General features: G+C 58.9%; 15 protein-coding genes and 1 pseudogene. 5 read left to right on the top strand and 11 right to left on the bottom strand.

Translation table 11 applies throughout. The features are described from left to right. Positions 1–77: 77 nt before the first annotated feature. The gene (acnB, locus tag BFP95_RS05710; RefSeq protein ID WP_065872859.1) at positions 78–2,687 is read right to left on the bottom strand and encodes a bifunctional aconitate hydratase 2/2-methylisocitrate dehydratase; all 2,610 of its coding nucleotides are present in this window, start codon (positions 2,685–2,687) and stop codon (positions 78–80) included. A gap of 397 nt (positions 2,688–3,084) precedes the next feature. On the opposite strand from acnB, the gene BFP95_RS05705 reads away from it, so the two are divergent. Next, positions 3,085–3,555 (top strand): DUF1289 domain-containing protein, encoded by a 471-nt coding sequence (locus BFP95_RS05705; RefSeq protein ID WP_065872860.1) that lies wholly within the window; start codon positions 3,085–3,087, stop codon positions 3,553–3,555. Between the two features lie 68 nt (positions 3,556–3,623). Here the strand turns inward: BFP95_RS05705 and BFP95_RS05700 are convergent, their stop codons facing one another. Beyond that, the gene (locus BFP95_RS05700) at positions 3,624–4,487 is read right to left on the bottom strand and encodes a universal stress protein (protein WP_065872861.1); all 864 of its coding nucleotides are present in this window, start codon (positions 4,485–4,487) and stop codon (positions 3,624–3,626) included. Between the two features lie 151 nt (positions 4,488–4,638). On the opposite strand from BFP95_RS05700, the gene BFP95_RS05695 reads away from it, so the two are divergent. Beyond that, positions 4,639–5,241 carry a tRNA-(ms[2]io[6]A)-hydroxylase gene (locus BFP95_RS05695; protein ID WP_065909528.1) on the top strand — a complete coding sequence of 201 codons (603 nt, stop codon included), beginning with the start codon at positions 4,639–4,641 and terminating at the stop codon, positions 5,239–5,241. Here BFP95_RS05695 and BFP95_RS05690 read toward each other — a convergent pair. The 5 genes from BFP95_RS05690 to BFP95_RS05670 are packed head-to-tail and all read right to left on the bottom strand — an operon-like array spanning position 5,197 to position 10,499. After that, entirely contained in the window at positions 5,197–6,396 is a 1,200-nt protein-coding gene (locus tag BFP95_RS05690) for an MFS transporter (RefSeq protein ID WP_065872863.1), read from the bottom strand. The two genes, BFP95_RS05695 and BFP95_RS05690, sit on opposite strands and share 45 nt — an antisense overlap. A 43-nt stretch (positions 6,397–6,439) precedes the next feature. Beyond that, entirely contained in the window at positions 6,440–6,826 is a 387-nt protein-coding gene (locus tag BFP95_RS05685; RefSeq protein ID WP_065872864.1) for an ectoine synthase, read from the bottom strand. Then, complete coding sequence (locus BFP95_RS05680) at positions 6,798–7,961, bottom strand: hypothetical protein (RefSeq protein ID WP_083224204.1); 1,164 nt, start codon at positions 7,959–7,961, stop codon at positions 6,798–6,800. Before BFP95_RS05680 ends, BFP95_RS05685 begins: the two co-directional genes overlap by 29 nt. Then, positions 7,954–8,946 (bottom strand): hypothetical protein, encoded by a 993-nt coding sequence (locus BFP95_RS05675; protein ID WP_065909524.1) that lies wholly within the window; start codon positions 8,944–8,946, stop codon positions 7,954–7,956. The genes BFP95_RS05680 and BFP95_RS05675 overlap by 8 nt, the downstream gene beginning before the upstream one ends. Positions 8,947–8,963: 17 nt before the next feature. Continuing rightward, positions 8,964–10,499: a class I adenylate-forming enzyme family protein gene (locus BFP95_RS05670; protein WP_083213977.1), complete on the bottom strand. Its 1,536-nt coding sequence runs from the start codon at positions 10,497–10,499 to the stop codon at positions 8,964–8,966. Between the two features lie 565 nt (positions 10,500–11,064). Here BFP95_RS05670 and BFP95_RS05665 point away from each other — a divergent pair. Together BFP95_RS05665 and BFP95_RS05660 are read left to right on the top strand one after the other, a co-directional pair. Then, the gene (locus BFP95_RS05665; protein ID WP_049713020.1) at positions 11,065–11,772 is read left to right on the top strand and encodes a winged helix-turn-helix domain-containing protein; all 708 of its coding nucleotides are present in this window, start codon (positions 11,065–11,067) and stop codon (positions 11,770–11,772) included. Further along, complete coding sequence (locus tag BFP95_RS05660; protein ID WP_065872868.1) at positions 11,773–13,050, top strand: ATP-binding protein; 1,278 nt, start codon at positions 11,773–11,775, stop codon at positions 13,048–13,050. Between the two features lie 22 nt (positions 13,051–13,072). On the opposite strand, the pseudogene BFP95_RS29960 reads toward BFP95_RS05660, so the two are convergent. Then, a pseudogene (locus BFP95_RS29960) lies at positions 13,073–13,156 on the bottom strand (MipA/OmpV family protein); the annotation flags it as partial. Positions 13,157–13,175: 19 nt separating this feature from the next. After that, the gene (gene ampC / locus BFP95_RS05655) at positions 13,176–14,318 is read right to left on the bottom strand and encodes a class C beta-lactamase (protein ID WP_065909522.1); all 1,143 of its coding nucleotides are present in this window, start codon (positions 14,316–14,318) and stop codon (positions 13,176–13,178) included. Between the two features lie 131 nt (positions 14,319–14,449). Between ampC and BFP95_RS05650 the strand changes: the two genes are divergently transcribed. Continuing rightward, a complete protein-coding gene (locus BFP95_RS05650) occupies positions 14,450–15,325 on the top strand; it encodes a LysR family transcriptional regulator (protein ID WP_065872870.1) in 876 nt (291 codons plus the stop codon). Here BFP95_RS05650 and yghX read toward each other — a convergent pair. Together yghX and BFP95_RS05640 are read right to left on the bottom strand one after the other, a co-directional pair. Beyond that, positions 15,322–16,209 (bottom strand): YghX family hydrolase, encoded by an 888-nt coding sequence (yghX, locus tag BFP95_RS05645; RefSeq protein WP_065880647.1) that lies wholly within the window; start codon positions 16,207–16,209, stop codon positions 15,322–15,324. The two genes, BFP95_RS05650 and yghX, sit on opposite strands and share 4 nt — an antisense overlap. A 43-nt stretch (positions 16,210–16,252) precedes the next feature. Then, positions 16,253–16,747 carry a PaaI family thioesterase gene (locus BFP95_RS05640; RefSeq protein ID WP_065872872.1) on the bottom strand — a complete coding sequence of 165 codons (495 nt, stop codon included), beginning with the start codon at positions 16,745–16,747 and terminating at the stop codon, positions 16,253–16,255. Between the last annotated feature and the right edge of the window lie 116 nt (positions 16,748–16,863).

Raw genomic sequence — 16,863 nt, 5'->3', positions numbered from 1 at the left:
TTCAAGCACAAAAAAACGCCGCGTATCTTGCGATACGCGGCGTTTTTTTTACCGGGTGTAGCTACATCAACACACCCTTAGGCTTGAATCACCGGGATGTTGGCGCTTGCTGCGATCTTACGGAACTCAGCGATCTGGTCGAAGTTCAGGTAGCGGTAGACGTCACTGGCCATGGTGTCCAGTTTCGCCGCGTAGCCCATGTACTCTTCAACGGTCGGCAGGCGACCCAGGGTAGAAGCCACTGCTGCCAGCTCAGCCGAAGCCAGGTAGACGTTAGCGCCGTCACCCAGACGGTTCGGGAAGTTACGGGTCGACGTCGACACAACGGTCGAGTTCGGTTCTACGCGTGCCTGGTTACCCATGCACAGCGAGCAGCCCGGCATTTCCATGCGCGCGCCAGCTTTACCGTAGATGCCGTAGTAGCCTTCTTCGGTCAGTTGGTGAGCGTCCATCTTGGTCGGCGGCGACAGCCACAGACGGGTTGGCAGCTGACCCTTGACCTGCTCCAGCAACTTACCGGCAGCGCGGAAGTGACCGATGTTGGTCATGCACGAACCGATGAACACTTCGTCGATCTTCTCACCGGCAACGCTCGACAGCAGACGGGCATCGTCCGGGTCGTTTGGTGCGCAGAGGATCGGCTCGTTGATCTCGGCCAGGTCGATCTCGATGATTTCGGCGTATTCCGCGTCGGCATCGGCTTCCATCAGCTCAGGGTTGGCAACCCAGGCTTCCATCGCTTGGGCACGACGTTCCAGGGTGCGCGGGTCGCCGTAGCCTTCACCGATCATCCAGCGCAGCAGGGTGATGTTGGAGTTCAGGTACTCGGTGATCGACTCTTTCGACAGCTTGATGGTGCAACCGGCAGCCGAACGTTCGGCCGAGGCGTCGGACAGCTCGAAAGCCTGTTCCAGCGTCAGGTCGTTCAGGCCTTCGATTTCCAGGATGCGGCCGGAGAACGCGTTCTTCTTGCCTTTCTTCTCTACCGTCAGCAGACCCGATTGGATCGCGTAGTAAGGAATGGCATGAACCAGGTCACGCAGGGTGATGCCAGGTTTCATTTTGCCTTTGAAGCGCACCAGGATCGATTCCGGCATGTCCAGTGGCATTACGCCAGTGGCTGCGGCAAACGCGACCAGGCCAGAACCGGCCGGGAACGAGATGCCCATCGGGAAGCGGGTGTGAGAGTCACCACCGGTACCGACGGTGTCCGGCAGCAGCATGCGGTTCAGCCAGCTGTGGATGATGCCGTCGCCTGGACGCAGCGATACACCGCCACGGGTCATGATGAAGTCAGGCAGGGTATGGTGGGTGGTCACGTCGATCGGCTTTGGATAGGCCGCGGTATGGCAGAACGACTGCATTACCAGATCGGTCGAGAAGCCCAGGCACGCCAGGTCTTTCAGTTCGTCACGGGTCATCGGACCGGTGGTGTCCTGGGAACCCACGGTGGTCATCTTCGGTTCGCAGTAGGTGCCAGGGCGAACGCCTTTGCCTTCTGGCAGACCGCACGCCTTGCCGACCATTTTCTGTGCCAGGGTGAAACCTTTGCCGGTGTCGACAGGCGCTTCAGGCAGCTTGAACAGGTCGGTAGGGCCCAGGCCCAGTTCAGCACGCGCCTTGTCGGTCAAGCCACGACCGATGATCAGCGGGATACGGCCGCCGGCGCGGACTTCGTCCAACAGCACCGGGGTCTTCATTTCGAAGGTGGTGATGACTTCGTCGGTGCCGTGTTTGCAGACTTTGCCAGCATGCGGGTACAGGTCGATCACGTCGCCCATGTTCATGTTGGTAACGTCGAATTCGATTGGCAGTGCGCCAGCATCTTCCATGGTGTTGTAGAAGATAGGAGCGATCTTGCTGCCGAAGCAGAAGCCGCCAGCGCGCTTGTTCGGCACGTAAGGAACGTCGTCACCGAAGAACCACAGTACGGAGTTGGTCGCGGATTTACGCGAAGAACCGGTACCGACCACGTCACCGACGTAGGCGATCGGGAAGCCTTGGCCGCGCATCTCTTCGATCTGCTTCATCGGGCCGGTCTTGCCTTGCTCGTCCGGCACGATGCCTTCGCGAGCCATTTTCAGCATGGCCAGGGCGTGCAGCGGGATGTCAGGGCGGGACCAGGCGTCCGGGGCAGGGGACAGGTCGTCGGTGTTGGTTTCGCCGGTGACCTTGAACACGCGCAGGCTGATCTTGTCGGCCAGGGTCGGGCGGTTGCGGAACCACTCGCCGTCTGCCCAGGACTGGATCACGGCTTTGGCGTGATCGTTGCCATTGCGGGCTTTTTCGGCCACGTCGTGGAACGCATCGAACATCAGCAGGGTGTGCTTGAGTTGGGCGGCGGCGACAGGTGCCAGCTCGGCGTCGTCCAGCAGCTCAACCAGTGTCACGATGTTGTAGCCGCCTTGCATGGTGCCAAGCAGTTCAACGGCGCGTTTCTTGTCGATCAGGGGGGAAGTGGCTTCGCCCTTGGCCAGGGCAGACAGGAAACCGGCCTTGACGTAGGCAGCTTCGTCAACGCCTGGTGGAATGCGGTTGGTGATCAGGTCAACGAGGAATTCTTCTTCGCCAGCCGGAGGATTTTTCAGCAGCTCAACCAGGCCTGCGGTTTGTTCGGCGTTAAGCGGCTGGGGAACAATACCCAGGGCTGCACGCTCTTCGATATGTTTGCGGTAGGCTTCAAGCACAGTTATTACCCTCATCAGTGGTCCCACGGGACGCTCATCCAGCAATGAACGGCACGCATGCGCTCGGGGGCTTTTTGAGCCACAAAGCCAGCGCTGCCGGCATTTCTCACAGAAGCTGCTTTCAAAGTTTTACGCCTGCAGAACGGAGCTGATGAGGGTTGGCGAGGGCGTTGACCTACCGAGTCATTCACCATCGCCAACACCGTTCTGAAGGAACGACTGTGCTCGTGACGCTTTGAAAACAGCTTCCAGCGGATTATTGGCGCCTTACAAGGCCGGATGATTCTACGGCAAAAAAAAACTAAAGGTAAGTTGCCTCGCCAAGTTTGCAGGGTGATAGCCGTTAGACAAAGGGCTAACATGGCGCATTGTTTCGCTGATCTGCGTGTCGTTGCCCATGTCCAACCAAACCATCAAGACTCCCTGCGTCGGCCTGTGCTCCACGGTTTACGGCGATCTCGTGTGCCGTGGTTGCAAGCGTTTCCACCACGAAGTGATCCAGTGGAACGGCTATAACGAAGAAGAAAAACGCGCGGTCTGGCTGCGGTTGGAGCAGCTGTTGGTGCAGGTAATGGCCGGCAAAGTCGAGGTGTTCGACCCCAAGACCCTGCGTGGGCAGTTGGAGCAGCGCAAGATTCGCTTTGTGCCGCATCAATCCGAGTATTGCTGGGCGTACCAGTTGATCGCCCGTGGTGCGCGGGTTATTTCCAACTTGGAGGCTTACGGCATGGTGCTGTTGCCGGAGTTTCGCGATTGGCCCTTGCCGGACCTGCGCGATGCCATTGATCGGGAGTTTTTTATCCTGTCGGAGGCGCACTACCAGCGCTATATCGCGCCAAACTTTTTGAAGGATGCACTGGGGCACTGACTGGAGCGGTCAAGGCGGGAGCAGGCAAGCCAGCGCCCACAGTTGATTTTTGTTGCCTGAAGACCCCGTCAGGGCTTGCTGGCCAGTTCCTCCAGCTGATCCATCAGCGTGTCAGGCTTGAGCACCAACACATCACTTTCCACTGCATCCAGTATCACCTCCGCCGTATTGCCGATCAGCGCTCCGGTAATCCCGGTGCGCGCCACGGTGCCGATAATCGTCACCGCCGCCTGCCACTTATGGGCGGCGAACGGGATCAGCACATCCGCCGGGCCTTCCTCAATGTGCAAGTGTGAGTCGTCCACATCGAACTCTGTCTGAAACGCCTTACATTGCTCGCGATAACGCGCCTCGATGGTTTCCTTGAGTTGGAAGGTCGGGTCTGCCGCCGACAACATCGGCGACGGGTGGGCGCTGATGACATGCAACTGCGCCTTGGCCAGGCTGGCGATATCAAAACCATGGTCGATGATTGAATTGTGCAGCGCCCGATGATCTGCATCGGTGTTGCCCACATCGATCGCCGCCAGGATCACACCGCTCATCCACGGCTTAGCCGTCTTGACCAGCAGGACCGCCGACGGGCAGTAGCGCAGCAACTTCCAGTCCGCAGGCGTCAGCAGGGCTTTCTTCAACGGGCTGTCGGGGAAATGCTGCTTGATCACCAAGCCACAACCCTCGGCTTGCTGCACATCGATAATGGTTTCATGCAGGCTGTCATTCCAGGCCTGCTCGGTGCTGACGCTGTAGCCGTCTTCCTGCAAGCCCGACTTCAGCAGCGCCAGAAGCGCCGAGTGCTCATGCTTCTTGTCGCAGACCAGCAAATGCAAGTGCGCGCCAGTGACCCCGGCGATCAGCTTGGCGCGCTTGAGGGCCAGGCTTTCCGAATGCTCGGGTTCGATGACCACCAGGATGCTGCGGATGGCTTGCATGATTGGATCTCCAAAAGAGGCGGGGGCTGGAACAACTATAGTTGCTGCCCGCCAGACGTCATGTTGATGCACATCAAGGCCCGTGACTGGTGGTCTGCGGCGGGGTCGGTATAATCGCCGGCCTTTTGTGATCCTTTTGCCCGTGAGCCCGATGAACCTGCCAGAAATCCACGAATTCCTCGGTTGCCGCACCCCTGACGCTTGGGTCCAGGCCGCGCTGGCCGATCAGGAAACCCTGCTGATCGACCACAAGAACTGCGAATTCAAAGCCGCCAGCACCGCCCTGAGCCTGATGGCCAAGTACCACGGCCATGTTGACCTGATCAACATGATGTCGCGCCTGGCCCGCGAAGAGCTGGTACACCATGAGCAAGTCATGCGTTTGATCAAAAAGCGCAAGGTCGAGCTACGGCAGCTGCACGCCGGGCGCTATGCCTCGGGTTTGCGCAAAGTCGTGCGCAGCCATGAGCCGGTCAAACTGGTTGACACGCTGGTGGTGGGTGCCTTTATCGAAGCGCGCAGTTGCGAGCGTTTCGAAGCATTGGTGCCGCATTTGGACGAAGAACTCGGCAAGTTCTACTTTGGCTTGCTGAAAAGCGAGGCGCGGCACTTCCAGGGTTACCTGAAGCTGGCGTACCAGTATGGCGACGCCAAGGACATCGCTCAGGTGATCAAGCGGGTGAGGGCGGCCGAGCAAGAGCTGATCGAGTCACCCGACATCGAATTCCGCTTTCACAGTGGCGTGCCAGCCTGACGCGACGGCCACGCCGATCAGCGCGGTGATCCCGGTCAGCAGCAGGATCACCGTCTGGGTACTCAAGGGCGCGGCGAGTACGGCAATCGCAAGACCGGCCAATGGCTGTGCCAGGTTGTTGAGCAACGTGATCACGCCCACCGTTTTACCGAAGTCTTGCACCGGAATGACCCGTTGACGTGTGCTGCGCATATACACGTTGAACATTTTGTCGAAACCGGTGACCAGCAGGAATCCCACGGTGTAAGCCCAAAGCGTGGGGCTGACCGCCATGACCAGGGCCCCGGCCCCGATCATTGAATACGACAGCCCGCCCAGCACTTTCAACGACAGCGTGGCGCGCGCCAGGTAAAACAGGATAGCGATGGTGACCACTGCGCCGGCCGCCTGTAGCAACGCATAGGCATCCTTGCCGGCGGCGAATTGACCCGTGACCATCGCCGCCGACGTGGCCAGCGTCACGCCGATGATCAGGTTCACGCCGACCGCGAGGGCAATGATGCGCTTCAGCTCTGGCAGGTTGCGGATATGCCCGAATGCGATGCGCAGCGGTTGCAGCCAGATGTCCTGATGCTGTTCAAAACTCTCAAGATTCACCGTGGTGTTGCGCTGCCATGCCCGCATCGCCAGATCTGCCAGCACAAACAACCCGGCAACCCCAAGTACTACCCAATGCCAGGCCCACACCTCCAACATCAACGCCGCTACCAGCGGCCCCAGCACCAGGCCGCTCTGGTCGGCTATTTGTGAGTAGGACAAGGTCTTGGCGTAGGTGTAATGCTTGAAGATGTGTGGCATCACGACTTCGCGAGCCATGATGCCTTGCGTCGTCAGTACGCCGCACAGCGCAGACAGGGCCACCAGCCAATAGATACCGTCAAACACCCCGTAAAGCGCTACGGCCACCACGCACGCCAGTGCGCGGTAAACCTGGCTGATATGCAGGATGCGCACCGGCGAGAATTTATCGCACAACGCTCCACAGACGGGAAAGGCCAGGTAGCGCGGCAGCGATTCGACGAAAAACGCCAACCCGGCCCACGCGACGCTGTTGGTGGTCTGGAACACAATCAGCGGCACGATAAACAGCAGGATCTGGTCCGCCAGCCGTGACAGGAACAGTGAGATAAAAAAAGCCAGGTAATCCTTGCGCATGGTGCTCCCGTTTCAATGAATCATAGAGTCAACTGACAGCCGATCAATAGCTTGAGCCAGAGGTGTCGCTGAGGTTGTGGCGCTCATCGCCCCTGAGCGGCGGGTTGAACACACTCACCAGTACCAGGTCCTCGTCCTGACCACCGCGCAGGTAATGGCGGTCATGCTGGTCCAGCACATACATGTCCCCTGGGCGGATCTGATAGACGTTGCCGTTCATATCTTCAACCTCACCGTTACCTGCAATGCAATAACAGGCTTCCAAGTGATTACGGTAATGCAGCAGAGACTCGGTGCCTGCGCGCACGACGGTATGGCAGACGGTATAGCCCATCTGGTCTTTTTCCGTCAGCAGGCGGTGGCTGGTTCCAGCACCCCACTCAACAAAGTGGGCGGTGTTTTCAATATCGGCTTTGCTGCGAACAAACATCGTCGTCTCCCGTTAATGATTTGAGGCTAAAAGGGGGGGGGTGGAGCGCTGAAGCAGCACTGGCGAGCATGGCTGAATCCCAATGCGCGTCACGGTGCGCGGCCATTGTTTGCAGGTCGCGCCAGTGGCGATGCAACGGATTGCCGGTGGTCATCAACGAGGCGCCACTGTGTTCTACCAGTCGGTGTACGGCTTCAACGCATTGGCGGGCGAGGTAGCTGCGATCACGCTTGAGGGCTGACAACTGGCTCTCGCTGAGTGAGCGCAGTGCCTGACCTGATTCGTCCAAACGATTGACCAGTGAATCAAACAGCGCACTGGCCGCCGTCAACTGCGCGCCACTGTGGGCTACCCGCTCAAGGGCCACCGCCGAAGGTGGAGTAGTTTGCTGCGCGAGCGCCTGGAGGTGGAGGTCGTACGCCCCCTCCGCGCAGCCCAATAGCGGGCCTATGATCGAGGTCGTGATGAACGGCACGATGGGCACGCTGTAAAGGTAATCCGACCCGGTGCCCGCCGGTCGTGCACCGAACACCTCTTGAAGCGGGAAGACTTCGTGATGAGGCACCAACAGCTCTGGTGTTACGACATCATGCGAACCCGTGGCGCGCATGCCTATGCTGTCCCAGGAGTCGAGAACAGTGACACCTTGCTTCGCTACGACAACCAGGAAGCGCTCGCTGGCGTCGGCCGTAGGAGGGTTCGCGCAGGGTGCATTCAGAATCAACCACGTCGCGTGTTCAATGCCAGAACTGAATCGCCAGCGCCCGCTGACACGCATGCCCCCAGGCTCAATGGATAATCGACTGTCCGGGCCTGCCGATGCAGAGGCAAACAACTGTGTCGTGCCGCCGTCGTAGAGTTTCGCCTCAAACGACGGATTCAAGCGCGCTGCGATGGCGGCGTGTCCTCCCACCAAGCTGATTAACCAGCCTGTCGATGCACATGCCCTGGCCGCTATCCTTGATGAACGAACCAATGCTGGCCAGCCGGGTTTCAGCGGTTTGGCTCTGCGGGGGCAAACCAGGTTCAGCAAACCGCTTGAGCGCAACTCACCCAGTGTTTCGTCGCTCAATCTACGGCTTTTATCCGCAAGGGCAGCCCGCTCGCGCCACTGGGATAGATAAACGTCAGGCATCGAGAGCGTCCCCTTGCGGCTGTTTGCCAAGGGACGCATTTTCGAAGCAGAAGCCGCCGGGCTGATTGACCGGGCCTAGCAGTTCGAGGAAGTGCTCGATGTGGTTCTGATCGTCTGATGCGACGAATTCGCAGAAATTGGTGCTATTCCATAGCAGGAAGACGTGCTTGAAGTGCCGCTGAAGGGCTGCAACCAGAGCCTCCTTGCGGACTTGTCCGTTTTCCATCTGATCGAGCATTTGTCTGCGCTTCCACTCGATTTCTTCGACGGTGAAATAGCGCGTCTTGAAGCGTTTATCCTTGAGCGCTTCCCGGCGCAGATATTCCTCAGGGTCGGCGTGATTGAGTTTTTCCAAGAAGAACGCCAGGCCGCCCGGCTTGAGCAGCGGTTTGATATGACTGAGCTGCAGGTCGCGGTCCTGAGTGTAGAACTGGAATGCAGCGGTTTCGTAGAGGTAGTCGAAACCCTCGGCAAACCGTTGATAAGGCGCCGAGCTGAGCAACGACGGGGTGACCTTGAAGAACGATTGTGGGTAGAACAGTGAATGCTCAGGAGAGGCATACCGATCAAAGGCGATCTGATTGGCGCGGTTGGGCGAGCACGTCAGTGTCTGAACCAAGCCGCGAGAGTGGGCCGCCAGCGCGCGGCCATTGCTGCCGTCGAAGGCATCGACTTCAAAAAAACTGAAGTGTTGTGCCTGTCCGGTGCGGCGGGCGTTGGAAAGTCGGGTCAGCGCCACACCAATTCGCGCCATCTCCTCGAGAATGTACGGGACGCTGGCCAGGAAGTGCGAAAACAACGGGCCGGCATCAGCCACCAATTGATCGTGGTAGGCAATGACATCGACGTCCGCGATGGTATCGCGAAGATGGCTGGTGAGTGGCTGGGAAGGAACCTGGGTCGAGCCGGTGGCCAGGCTGTGAAAGTGCTCGGCCAACTTGAACATTGAACTGTTTTCTAATGCTGCGTCGTACGGCGGGTTCATCGTATCGCTCCTTGATTTCAAGCCAAGCCTTTACCGGTGGTCTTTCCGGAATCGGTTTGAGGCAACGCATCCATGAATGCCCATTGCGCCGGGACCATGTGCCAGTCCATCAGCCGTTTGCAATGCTCCTTTAATGCGGCTTCGCAAGTTGAATCGTGGTCTCGTTCCAGTACTACAAATGCCTTGGGCAAAAAACCCGCAGACTCGTCGGCTACCGGCATTACAACCACTTGGGCGACGGCGGGGTGGGAGGCCAGGCACTGCTCTATCTCGCGTGGGTTCACATTCCATATGTTGCGAGCAAATACATCATCCTTGCGCGCTATATAATAGAGAAAGCCTCGGTCGTCTTTCTTGAAAAGGTCGCCTGTGCGATAAAGTCTCGCTTCACCGAATACGTGTGTTTTTATGGCTGAGTGAGTGGCTTCAGGCATTTGCCAATATTCAAGCATCAAGTAATCACTGGTCACCCAAAGTTCACCGATAGTGTTCGGCTGTGTTATTTGTTCGCCGTCATCATTGACAATGAATACGCGAACACCGGGCAAAGCCTTGCCAACAGAAGTAGGGCGTCTATCAATTTCTTCAGGTGGCAAATAACTGACGCGTTTGCATTCAGTCAGACCATAATTGGAGAAGATTTGAACGTCGGGAAGTGCAGCGCGAATACGTTCTATATGACGGGAATACAGCGGCTGACCGCTGCTGGAAATATAGCGCAGCGTGGGCAGTTGCTGTCGCCAGTGCTCTTTGGTCGCGGCAAGCAGGAAAAATATGGGCGGGAAGACGTGCATGCCGGTTACGCCTTCACGTTTCACCACTTCAAGAACATCGTCCGCATCCGTCGGTGGCAAGCTCTCAATGACCGATGTGCCGCCGAAGTACAAGGGCATCAAGATGTTGTACACGCCGTAGTCAGAGGCCAATGTGGAATAGCTGAGGATCACATCGTCCGGCGTGTTGTTCAGATAAGCGGTAACGGCGCTTGTCGCCGCGGCCATGATGCGATGGTTGACCACCACGCCCTTCGGGTTGAAGGTGGAGCCGGACGTATAGAAAATCGACGTGATGCGAGTATCGTCCTGCAGGTCGGGAAGTGCGGCCGCCTGAGTGTCCGGTGTCGATACTGCACGGTCCAGAGAGACTATTTCCGGGTGCAGTGTTTCATCGTTGCCGATCAGAATGATGCGATCGACATCGGTTTCCAGGTGCAGCGTTTCCAGGGCATTGCAGCCTTGGGTGATCAGAACTTTCGCGCCAGTATGCTTGAGCTGATACACCAGTTTTTCGCGGCTGTAAGTCGGGTGTGTGGCGGCGGTAATAGCGCCGGTACGCAGGACGGCGAGATAGGCCGCGATCAGGTCGAAGCAAATCGGGGAATACAGGGCGACGCGATCTCCCGGATGAACGCCGTTGGCGACTAATACATGGGCTATTTGTAGCGTCCGTGTGCGAAGCATTTCATAGGTGTAACGGATTCCATCAACAACGACAGCGCACTTTTCGGGGTGTTTTGCCGCGATCTTCTCGATGACGTCGTGATACAAGAACATGAAAGGCTACCTGCATTCAATAATACAAATAATATAAAGAAGGTCAGAGCCGTTAGCGCGAATCTCTGAGCTAGATTATTGGTCTGTTGAATAAAGGGTGGTCGACAAAGTTATTGCGATAGATAAAATCGAGAAGTGGCACGATATCAGTTCCTTTGATATTTATTTTAATTGTCATCCATGAACTTTCGCGAAGAGGACTTGCTGAAAGTACACGGATAGTTTCATTTGAGTTGTAAGGCTGTCAACGGTAGCACGGTTGGTTTTTTGTCACGGCGTGGTGACAATATAGGGGGCGAGCCTGATAAATGTTAGAGGTGAAATTTCCTGATTAGACGTGAGCAACGGCTGTCAGAAAAAACCACGGTCACTCGTAAAAACGACGACGGTGGCCGGTGATTGACGCGTTAAAAAATACACGCGAAATGTTAAAAACTCTTAAAAACATGAAGTTTCTCTGAAAACTTCGGTGAAAGCCGGTTTCTGTCAGGCTCGGTGGCCTCTTCGGCCCAGCTTGCCACCTATAATGCTCGATCTTCAATCCGCTTCCGCACACTGAGAACTTATGGAAAACCTGGGGTTGGGCAAGGTCTTGCTCGTTGAGGACGACGAAAAGCTGGCAGGGCTGATCGCGCACTTTCTGTCACAGCATGGTTTCGAGGTGCGCGTGGTGCATCGAGGCGATGAGGCTCTGGCGGCGTTCCTGGACTTCAAACCGAAGATTGTCGTGCTTGACCTGATGCTGCCCGGCCAGAGCGGCCTGCATGTGTGTCGCGGGATCCGCACGGTGTCCGACACGCCTATCGTGATCCTGACCGCCAAGGAAGATGACCTGGACCACATCCTCGGCCTGGAGTCTGGTGCCGACGACTACGTGATCAAGCCGATCAAGCCCCCGGTGCTGCTCGCACGCCTGCGCGCCCTGCAGCGGCGGCAGGCGCCAGAGCCGACGGTGCGCGGGGCCCTCGCTTTCGGGCGGTTGGCCATCGACCGCAGTTGCCGGGTGGTCAGCCTGGGGGATGACAAGATCGACCTCACCACCATGGAGTTCGAGCTGTTGTGGCTGCTGGCGAGCAACTCGGGGACGATCCTGTCCCGTGATGACATCCTCAACCGCATGCGCGGTATCGCGTTCGACGGCCTCAACCGCAGTGTCGATGTGTACATCAGCAAACTGCGCGGCAAACTCAACGACAACCCGCGCGAACCGGTGTGCATCAAGACCATCTGGGGCAAGGGCTACCTGTTCAATCCGTTTGCGTGGGAGGTCTAGATGCTGCGGCTCTATATCCGCCTGTACATCATCCTGGCGCTGGGCCTGGCGGGGGCAATCTGGCTGGTTAACTACACCTTCGATGAGTTGCTCCCCGAGGCCAACGAAACCTATAACCGCGAAGCCCTGCGCGGCCCCGCCTATGGCCTGGTCGAGCAATTGCGTCCTGTGCCGGCCGAGGCGCGCGAGGTGCGCCTGAGCGAATTGCAGCAGCATTACGGTCTGCGTCTGGACTTGGTGCAGCGCGATGAGTTGGCGCTGAGCCAACGCGAGCAGCAATTGCTCGCGGCCGGGCAATTAGTGGTACGTGGCGACTTCATGGAGTTCATCGCCAATATCGATGGCGGCCCCCAACTGCTCAATATCAAGCTGCCTGAAGAGCCTAAATGGTTGTACCTGTGGGCCTACGGCCTACTGGGATTGAGCTTGGCAATCGTGCTGTATTTCTGGGTTCGTCCGCACTGGCGCGACCTGGAGCATATTCGCCTGGCTGCACAGCGTTTCGGTGACAACGACCTCAGTTCCCGCATCCTGCTGCCACGCCGCTCCACCGTGCGCGAGCTGGCGGGGCACTTCAACCAGATGGCCGAGCGCATTGAAAGCTTGATCGCTAACCAGCGCGAGCTGACCAACGCCGTGTCCCACGAGTTGCGCACGCCGATTGCGCGCCTGTCGTTCGAACTCGACCAGCTCAAGCAACAGACCGACCCGCGCCAGCGCGGCGAATTGATCGCGGACATGTACGCTGACCTCGGCGAGCTGGAAGACATGGTCTCCGAGCTGCTCACCTACGCTAGCCTGGAACGCGGTGCCACCCAGGTCACCCGCGAGCGCATCGAAGCCCACAGCTGGCTCGACAGTGTGATCGGCAGCGTGGCCCTCGAAGCCGAAGCGGCCGGCATTCAACTGTCGCTGCGTACGTGCGAAGTGGACTTTATCCAGATCGAGCCGCGCTTTATGGCGCGAGCGGTGATCAACCTGCTGCGCAACGCGATCCGATACGCCGAGCGCCGTGTGGAGGTGTCGCTGGTCAAGTTCGGCAGCGGCTATGAAGTGCGGGTGTGTGATGACGGCCCCGGTGTGCCGGAGGAGGGCCGCTCGAAGATCTTCCAACCCTTCATGCGCCTCGACGCCAGCCGCGACCGTCGCACCGGCGGCTTCGGCCTTGGACTGGCGCTGGTACAACGGGTGTCGCAGTGGCACGGCGGCCAGGTGCAAGTGCTGGATTCGGAATGGGGCGGGGCGTCGTTCCGGATGACGTGGGCGTACGCCGATTAACAACACTACAGTTGCTCCTGCCCTGGCCGGTGGTGACGTCGTACCCGGTCTGCAGGTCGTTACGGTCGCCAAAATGGCTGTTGAGGCTGGCATCGACGGAACCGTAAGCGCGGTGGAAGCAAACTTCAGTTATCCATAGCGTTCAGAATCGCATGCGCCACCTTCACGCGTTCGGCGTTCGGGTAGTTCTTGTTCGCCAGGATCACCACGCCTATATCCTTGGCTGGCACATACGCCACGTAGGCACCGAACCCGGCGGTAGAGCCAGTCTTGTTGAACAGGACCTGAGCACGATGCGTCTGAGCAGGTTTCAGCCAGTTGACCTTGTGCGGGTTCATCGCCATTGGGGTGGAGTTGCCGTCAAGCAACGCTTGCAGCGTGATCGGGTAAGGGTAGGACTCCCAGCCCAGGCCCTGGGTCATGCCCTTCACGGTGTAGTAGCCGGTATGAGTGGTGGCGATGGCTTGCTGCAGCGCTTTTTCCAGGGTGTCCGGGTGCATGTTCGCGATGACGTAACGCGCGAGGTCCTGGGTGCTGGTCTTGACGCCATAGGCTTCGCTGTCCAGCGCGCCGGGGCTTACGCGAACCGGTTTTTGATCCTTGTCGTAGCCCTGGGCATAGAGGCCTGCCTTGTCGGCAGGCACACTCACGTAAGTGTTCTTCAAGCCCAGCTTGGGCAGCAGGGTTTTTTCCATCGCGTCGTTGAAGGGCTGACCGAGGCTTTGCGCGGCGATGTAGCCAAACAAGCCAATGCTCGGGTTGGAGTAGAGGCGCTGTTCGCCGGGCGCGTATTTGGGTTTCCAGCGCTGGAAGTAATCGAGCATGGTCTCGGCGCTGTCGGCCGCGTCGGGAAACTGCAGCGGCAGCCCACCGGGTGTGTAGGTGGCCAATTGCAGCAGGCTGATGCTGTCAAAAGCGCTGCCGCGCAGGCTGGCCACGTGTGCGCTGGCCTTGTCCGAAAGCTTGAGCGTGCCGATGGCCTGGGCGTAGCCGCCCAGAGTGGCGTTGAAGGTTTTGCTCAATGAGCCGATTTCAAACAGGGTGTCTTCGGTAACCGGCTGCTGAGTGTCTTTGGCGGCAAAGCCATAGTTAAAGTATTGCACCTGGCCTTTATCCACCACGGCAACCGACAGGCCAGGAATGTTCTGTTGCTGCATCAGCGGTGCAACACGGCTGTCCACGAGCGTGCGCAGGTCGGTGGCGGCCATACAGGTGCCGGAGCCCAACAGCAAGGTTGATATCACAATTTTTTGTACGTGATGGTTCATGGCAATTTGCTTCCATTTCGATGATGCACTGATGATCAAGGCCTGCGCAGGCGCCGCAAATCTAGGTGGATTTTGTTCCCTCGGCAAACGATGATATCTCAGGCCAGTCATTAGAAATTTTAGGGTCAAGCATGTTGCGCTCCCATCTGCCCCTCAACGCACTGCGTGCCTTCGAAGCGTCGGCTCGCCACTTGAGCTTCACCCGCGCGGCCATTGAGTTATGCGTGACTCAGGCAGCGGTCAGCCATCAGGTCAAGAGCCTGGAAGCACAACTTAATGTCACATTATTCAAGCGTCTACCTCGAGGCCTGATGCTCACCCGTGAAGGCGAAACCTTGCTGCCGGTGGTGCGTGAGTCGTTCGACCGCATCGCCCAGACGCTCAGCCAGTTCGAAAGCGGGCACTACCGCGAAGTGCTCACCGTGGGCGCAGTCGGCACCTTTGCGGTGGGCTGGTTGCTGCCACGCCTGGCGGATTTTCACGCGCGTTACCCCTTTATCGACCTGCGGTTGTCCACCCACAACAACCGTGTCGACGTGGCCGCCGAAGGCCTCGACTACGCGATCCGCTTTGGCGCGGGAGCCTGGCACGGCACCGATGCCTGCGAACTGCTGGAAGCGCCCCTCACCGTGCTTTGCGTGCCGCAACTGGCCGAGCAACTGCACACCCCCACTGACCTGTTGAACCACACGTTACTGCGCTCCTACCGCGCTGATGAGTGGAGCCTGTGGTTCCAGGCCGTCGGTCTGCCCGCCGACACCCTGGTGCCGCGCAGTATCGTGTTTGATTCCTCGTTGGCAATGATGGAAGCGGCCTTGCAAGGAACGGGGGTGGCATTGGCGCCAGCGATGATGTTTTCGCGGCAGCTGGAGCGTGATGTGATTCGCCAGCCGTTCGACGTCGGCATCACCACCGGCAGCTATTGGCTCACGCGATTGCAGTCGCGGGCCGAGACGTCGGCGATGCTCGTCTTCAAGGGGTGGTTGCAAGAGCGGGTCCGTGGTTAAGCCAAGTACTTGCGAAACCATCCCAACGTTCGTTCCCATGCTAGATTCGCCGCCGCCTCGTCATATCGCGGCGTCGAGTCGTTGTGAAAACCATGGTTGGCGCCCTTGTAGATGTACGCCTCATAGTTCGTGCCTGCAGCCTTGAGTGCCGTTTCATACGCCGGCCACCCCTCATTGATCCGTGTATCCAGCTCACCGAAATGCAGCATGATCGGCGCCTTGATCCGTGGCACGTCGTTGGCCTCCGGCTGGCGCCCATAGAACGACACCGCCGCGCCCAATTCCGGATAGGCCACGGCTGCCGCATTGGTCACGCCGCCGCCGTAGCAGAACCCGGTGATGCCGACTTTGCCGGTGCTGCTGTCGTGGTGCATCAGCCATTCGATAGCGGCGAAAAAATCGTTCATCAGCTTGGTCGGGTCAACCGTCTGTTGCAGCGCCACGCCTTTTTCGTCGTTACCGGGGTAGCCGCCCACCGAGGTCAGGCCATCCGGCGCCAGGGCGATGAAGCCAGCTTTGGCCAGGCGCCGGGCGACGTCTTCGATATAGGGGTTGAGGCCACGGTTTTCATGCACGACTACCACGGCGGGCAACTTGCCCGCGGCCTTGGCCGGGCGCACCAGGTAGCCGCGCACGGTGCCGTTGCCTTTGGGCGAGGGGTAGGTGATGTAGTCGGCAACGATGTCCGGGTCGGTGAATTTCACCTGTTCGGCCAGCGCGTAGTTGGGGCTGAGGGCTGCGAGCAGAGCCGAGGCGGTGAGGCCACCCAAGGTGAACAGCGCGGCGCGGTCGAGAAATTCGCGGCGGTTGATCTTGCCGTGGGCGTAGCCGTCGTAGAGTTCCAGCAGTTCGGGGGCAAAGTCTTTCGCGGTGAGACGAGTCATCGGTGCATCCTCGATTAGCGGTGGCAGTCAATGTAGATCAGGATCAGCCCTCACGCCCATGGGCGGCGGCTGCCAATTGGCCGGTATCGACGCGCACGAAAACCGAGTCGCCCATGGCGGTGAGCACGTCACCCGCGTACACCTCGCAGATCACGCGGGTCTTGCGCCCCACGTCGCCCTCGACCCGTGCGCGCAGGGTGAGGGTGACGCCCATGGGCGTTGGCTTGATGAATTTGATGCCCAGGTTGCCGGTCACGCAGTCAATGCGGGGCAGGCTGCCGGGTTCGCGCCCCTCGGCGCGGTAGTGGTAGGCCATGGCGGTCCAGTTGGAATGGCAGTCGACCAACATGGCGATCAGGCCGCCGTAGACCAGGTCGGGCCAGCCGCTGTATTTTGCTTCGGGCATATGCTCGGCGATCAGGTGGATGCCGTCCGCGTCCCAACGGCTCTTGATATGCAGGCCGTGGGGGTTGCTGCCGCCGCAGCCGTAGCAGATGCCGTCCGGCGCGGTGAGGTCCTGAAGCGAAGGGGTGTGCATGGAGCGTCCTTATTATTCTGGGGCGACTACTCTGTTTAGCAGGACAAACGCCTGATGGGAACAAATCCCTGTTACAGCGTGTTAGCTCGGTACCTGTGTCTTTTCCTCTGCGGAGC

Source organism: Pseudomonas sp. 58 R 12 (assembly GCF_900005865.1).
Lineage (GTDB): Bacteria > Pseudomonadota > Gammaproteobacteria > Pseudomonadales > Pseudomonadaceae > Aquipseudomonas > Aquipseudomonas tritici.
This window is presented reverse-complemented; position numbering and strand designations above follow the sequence as displayed.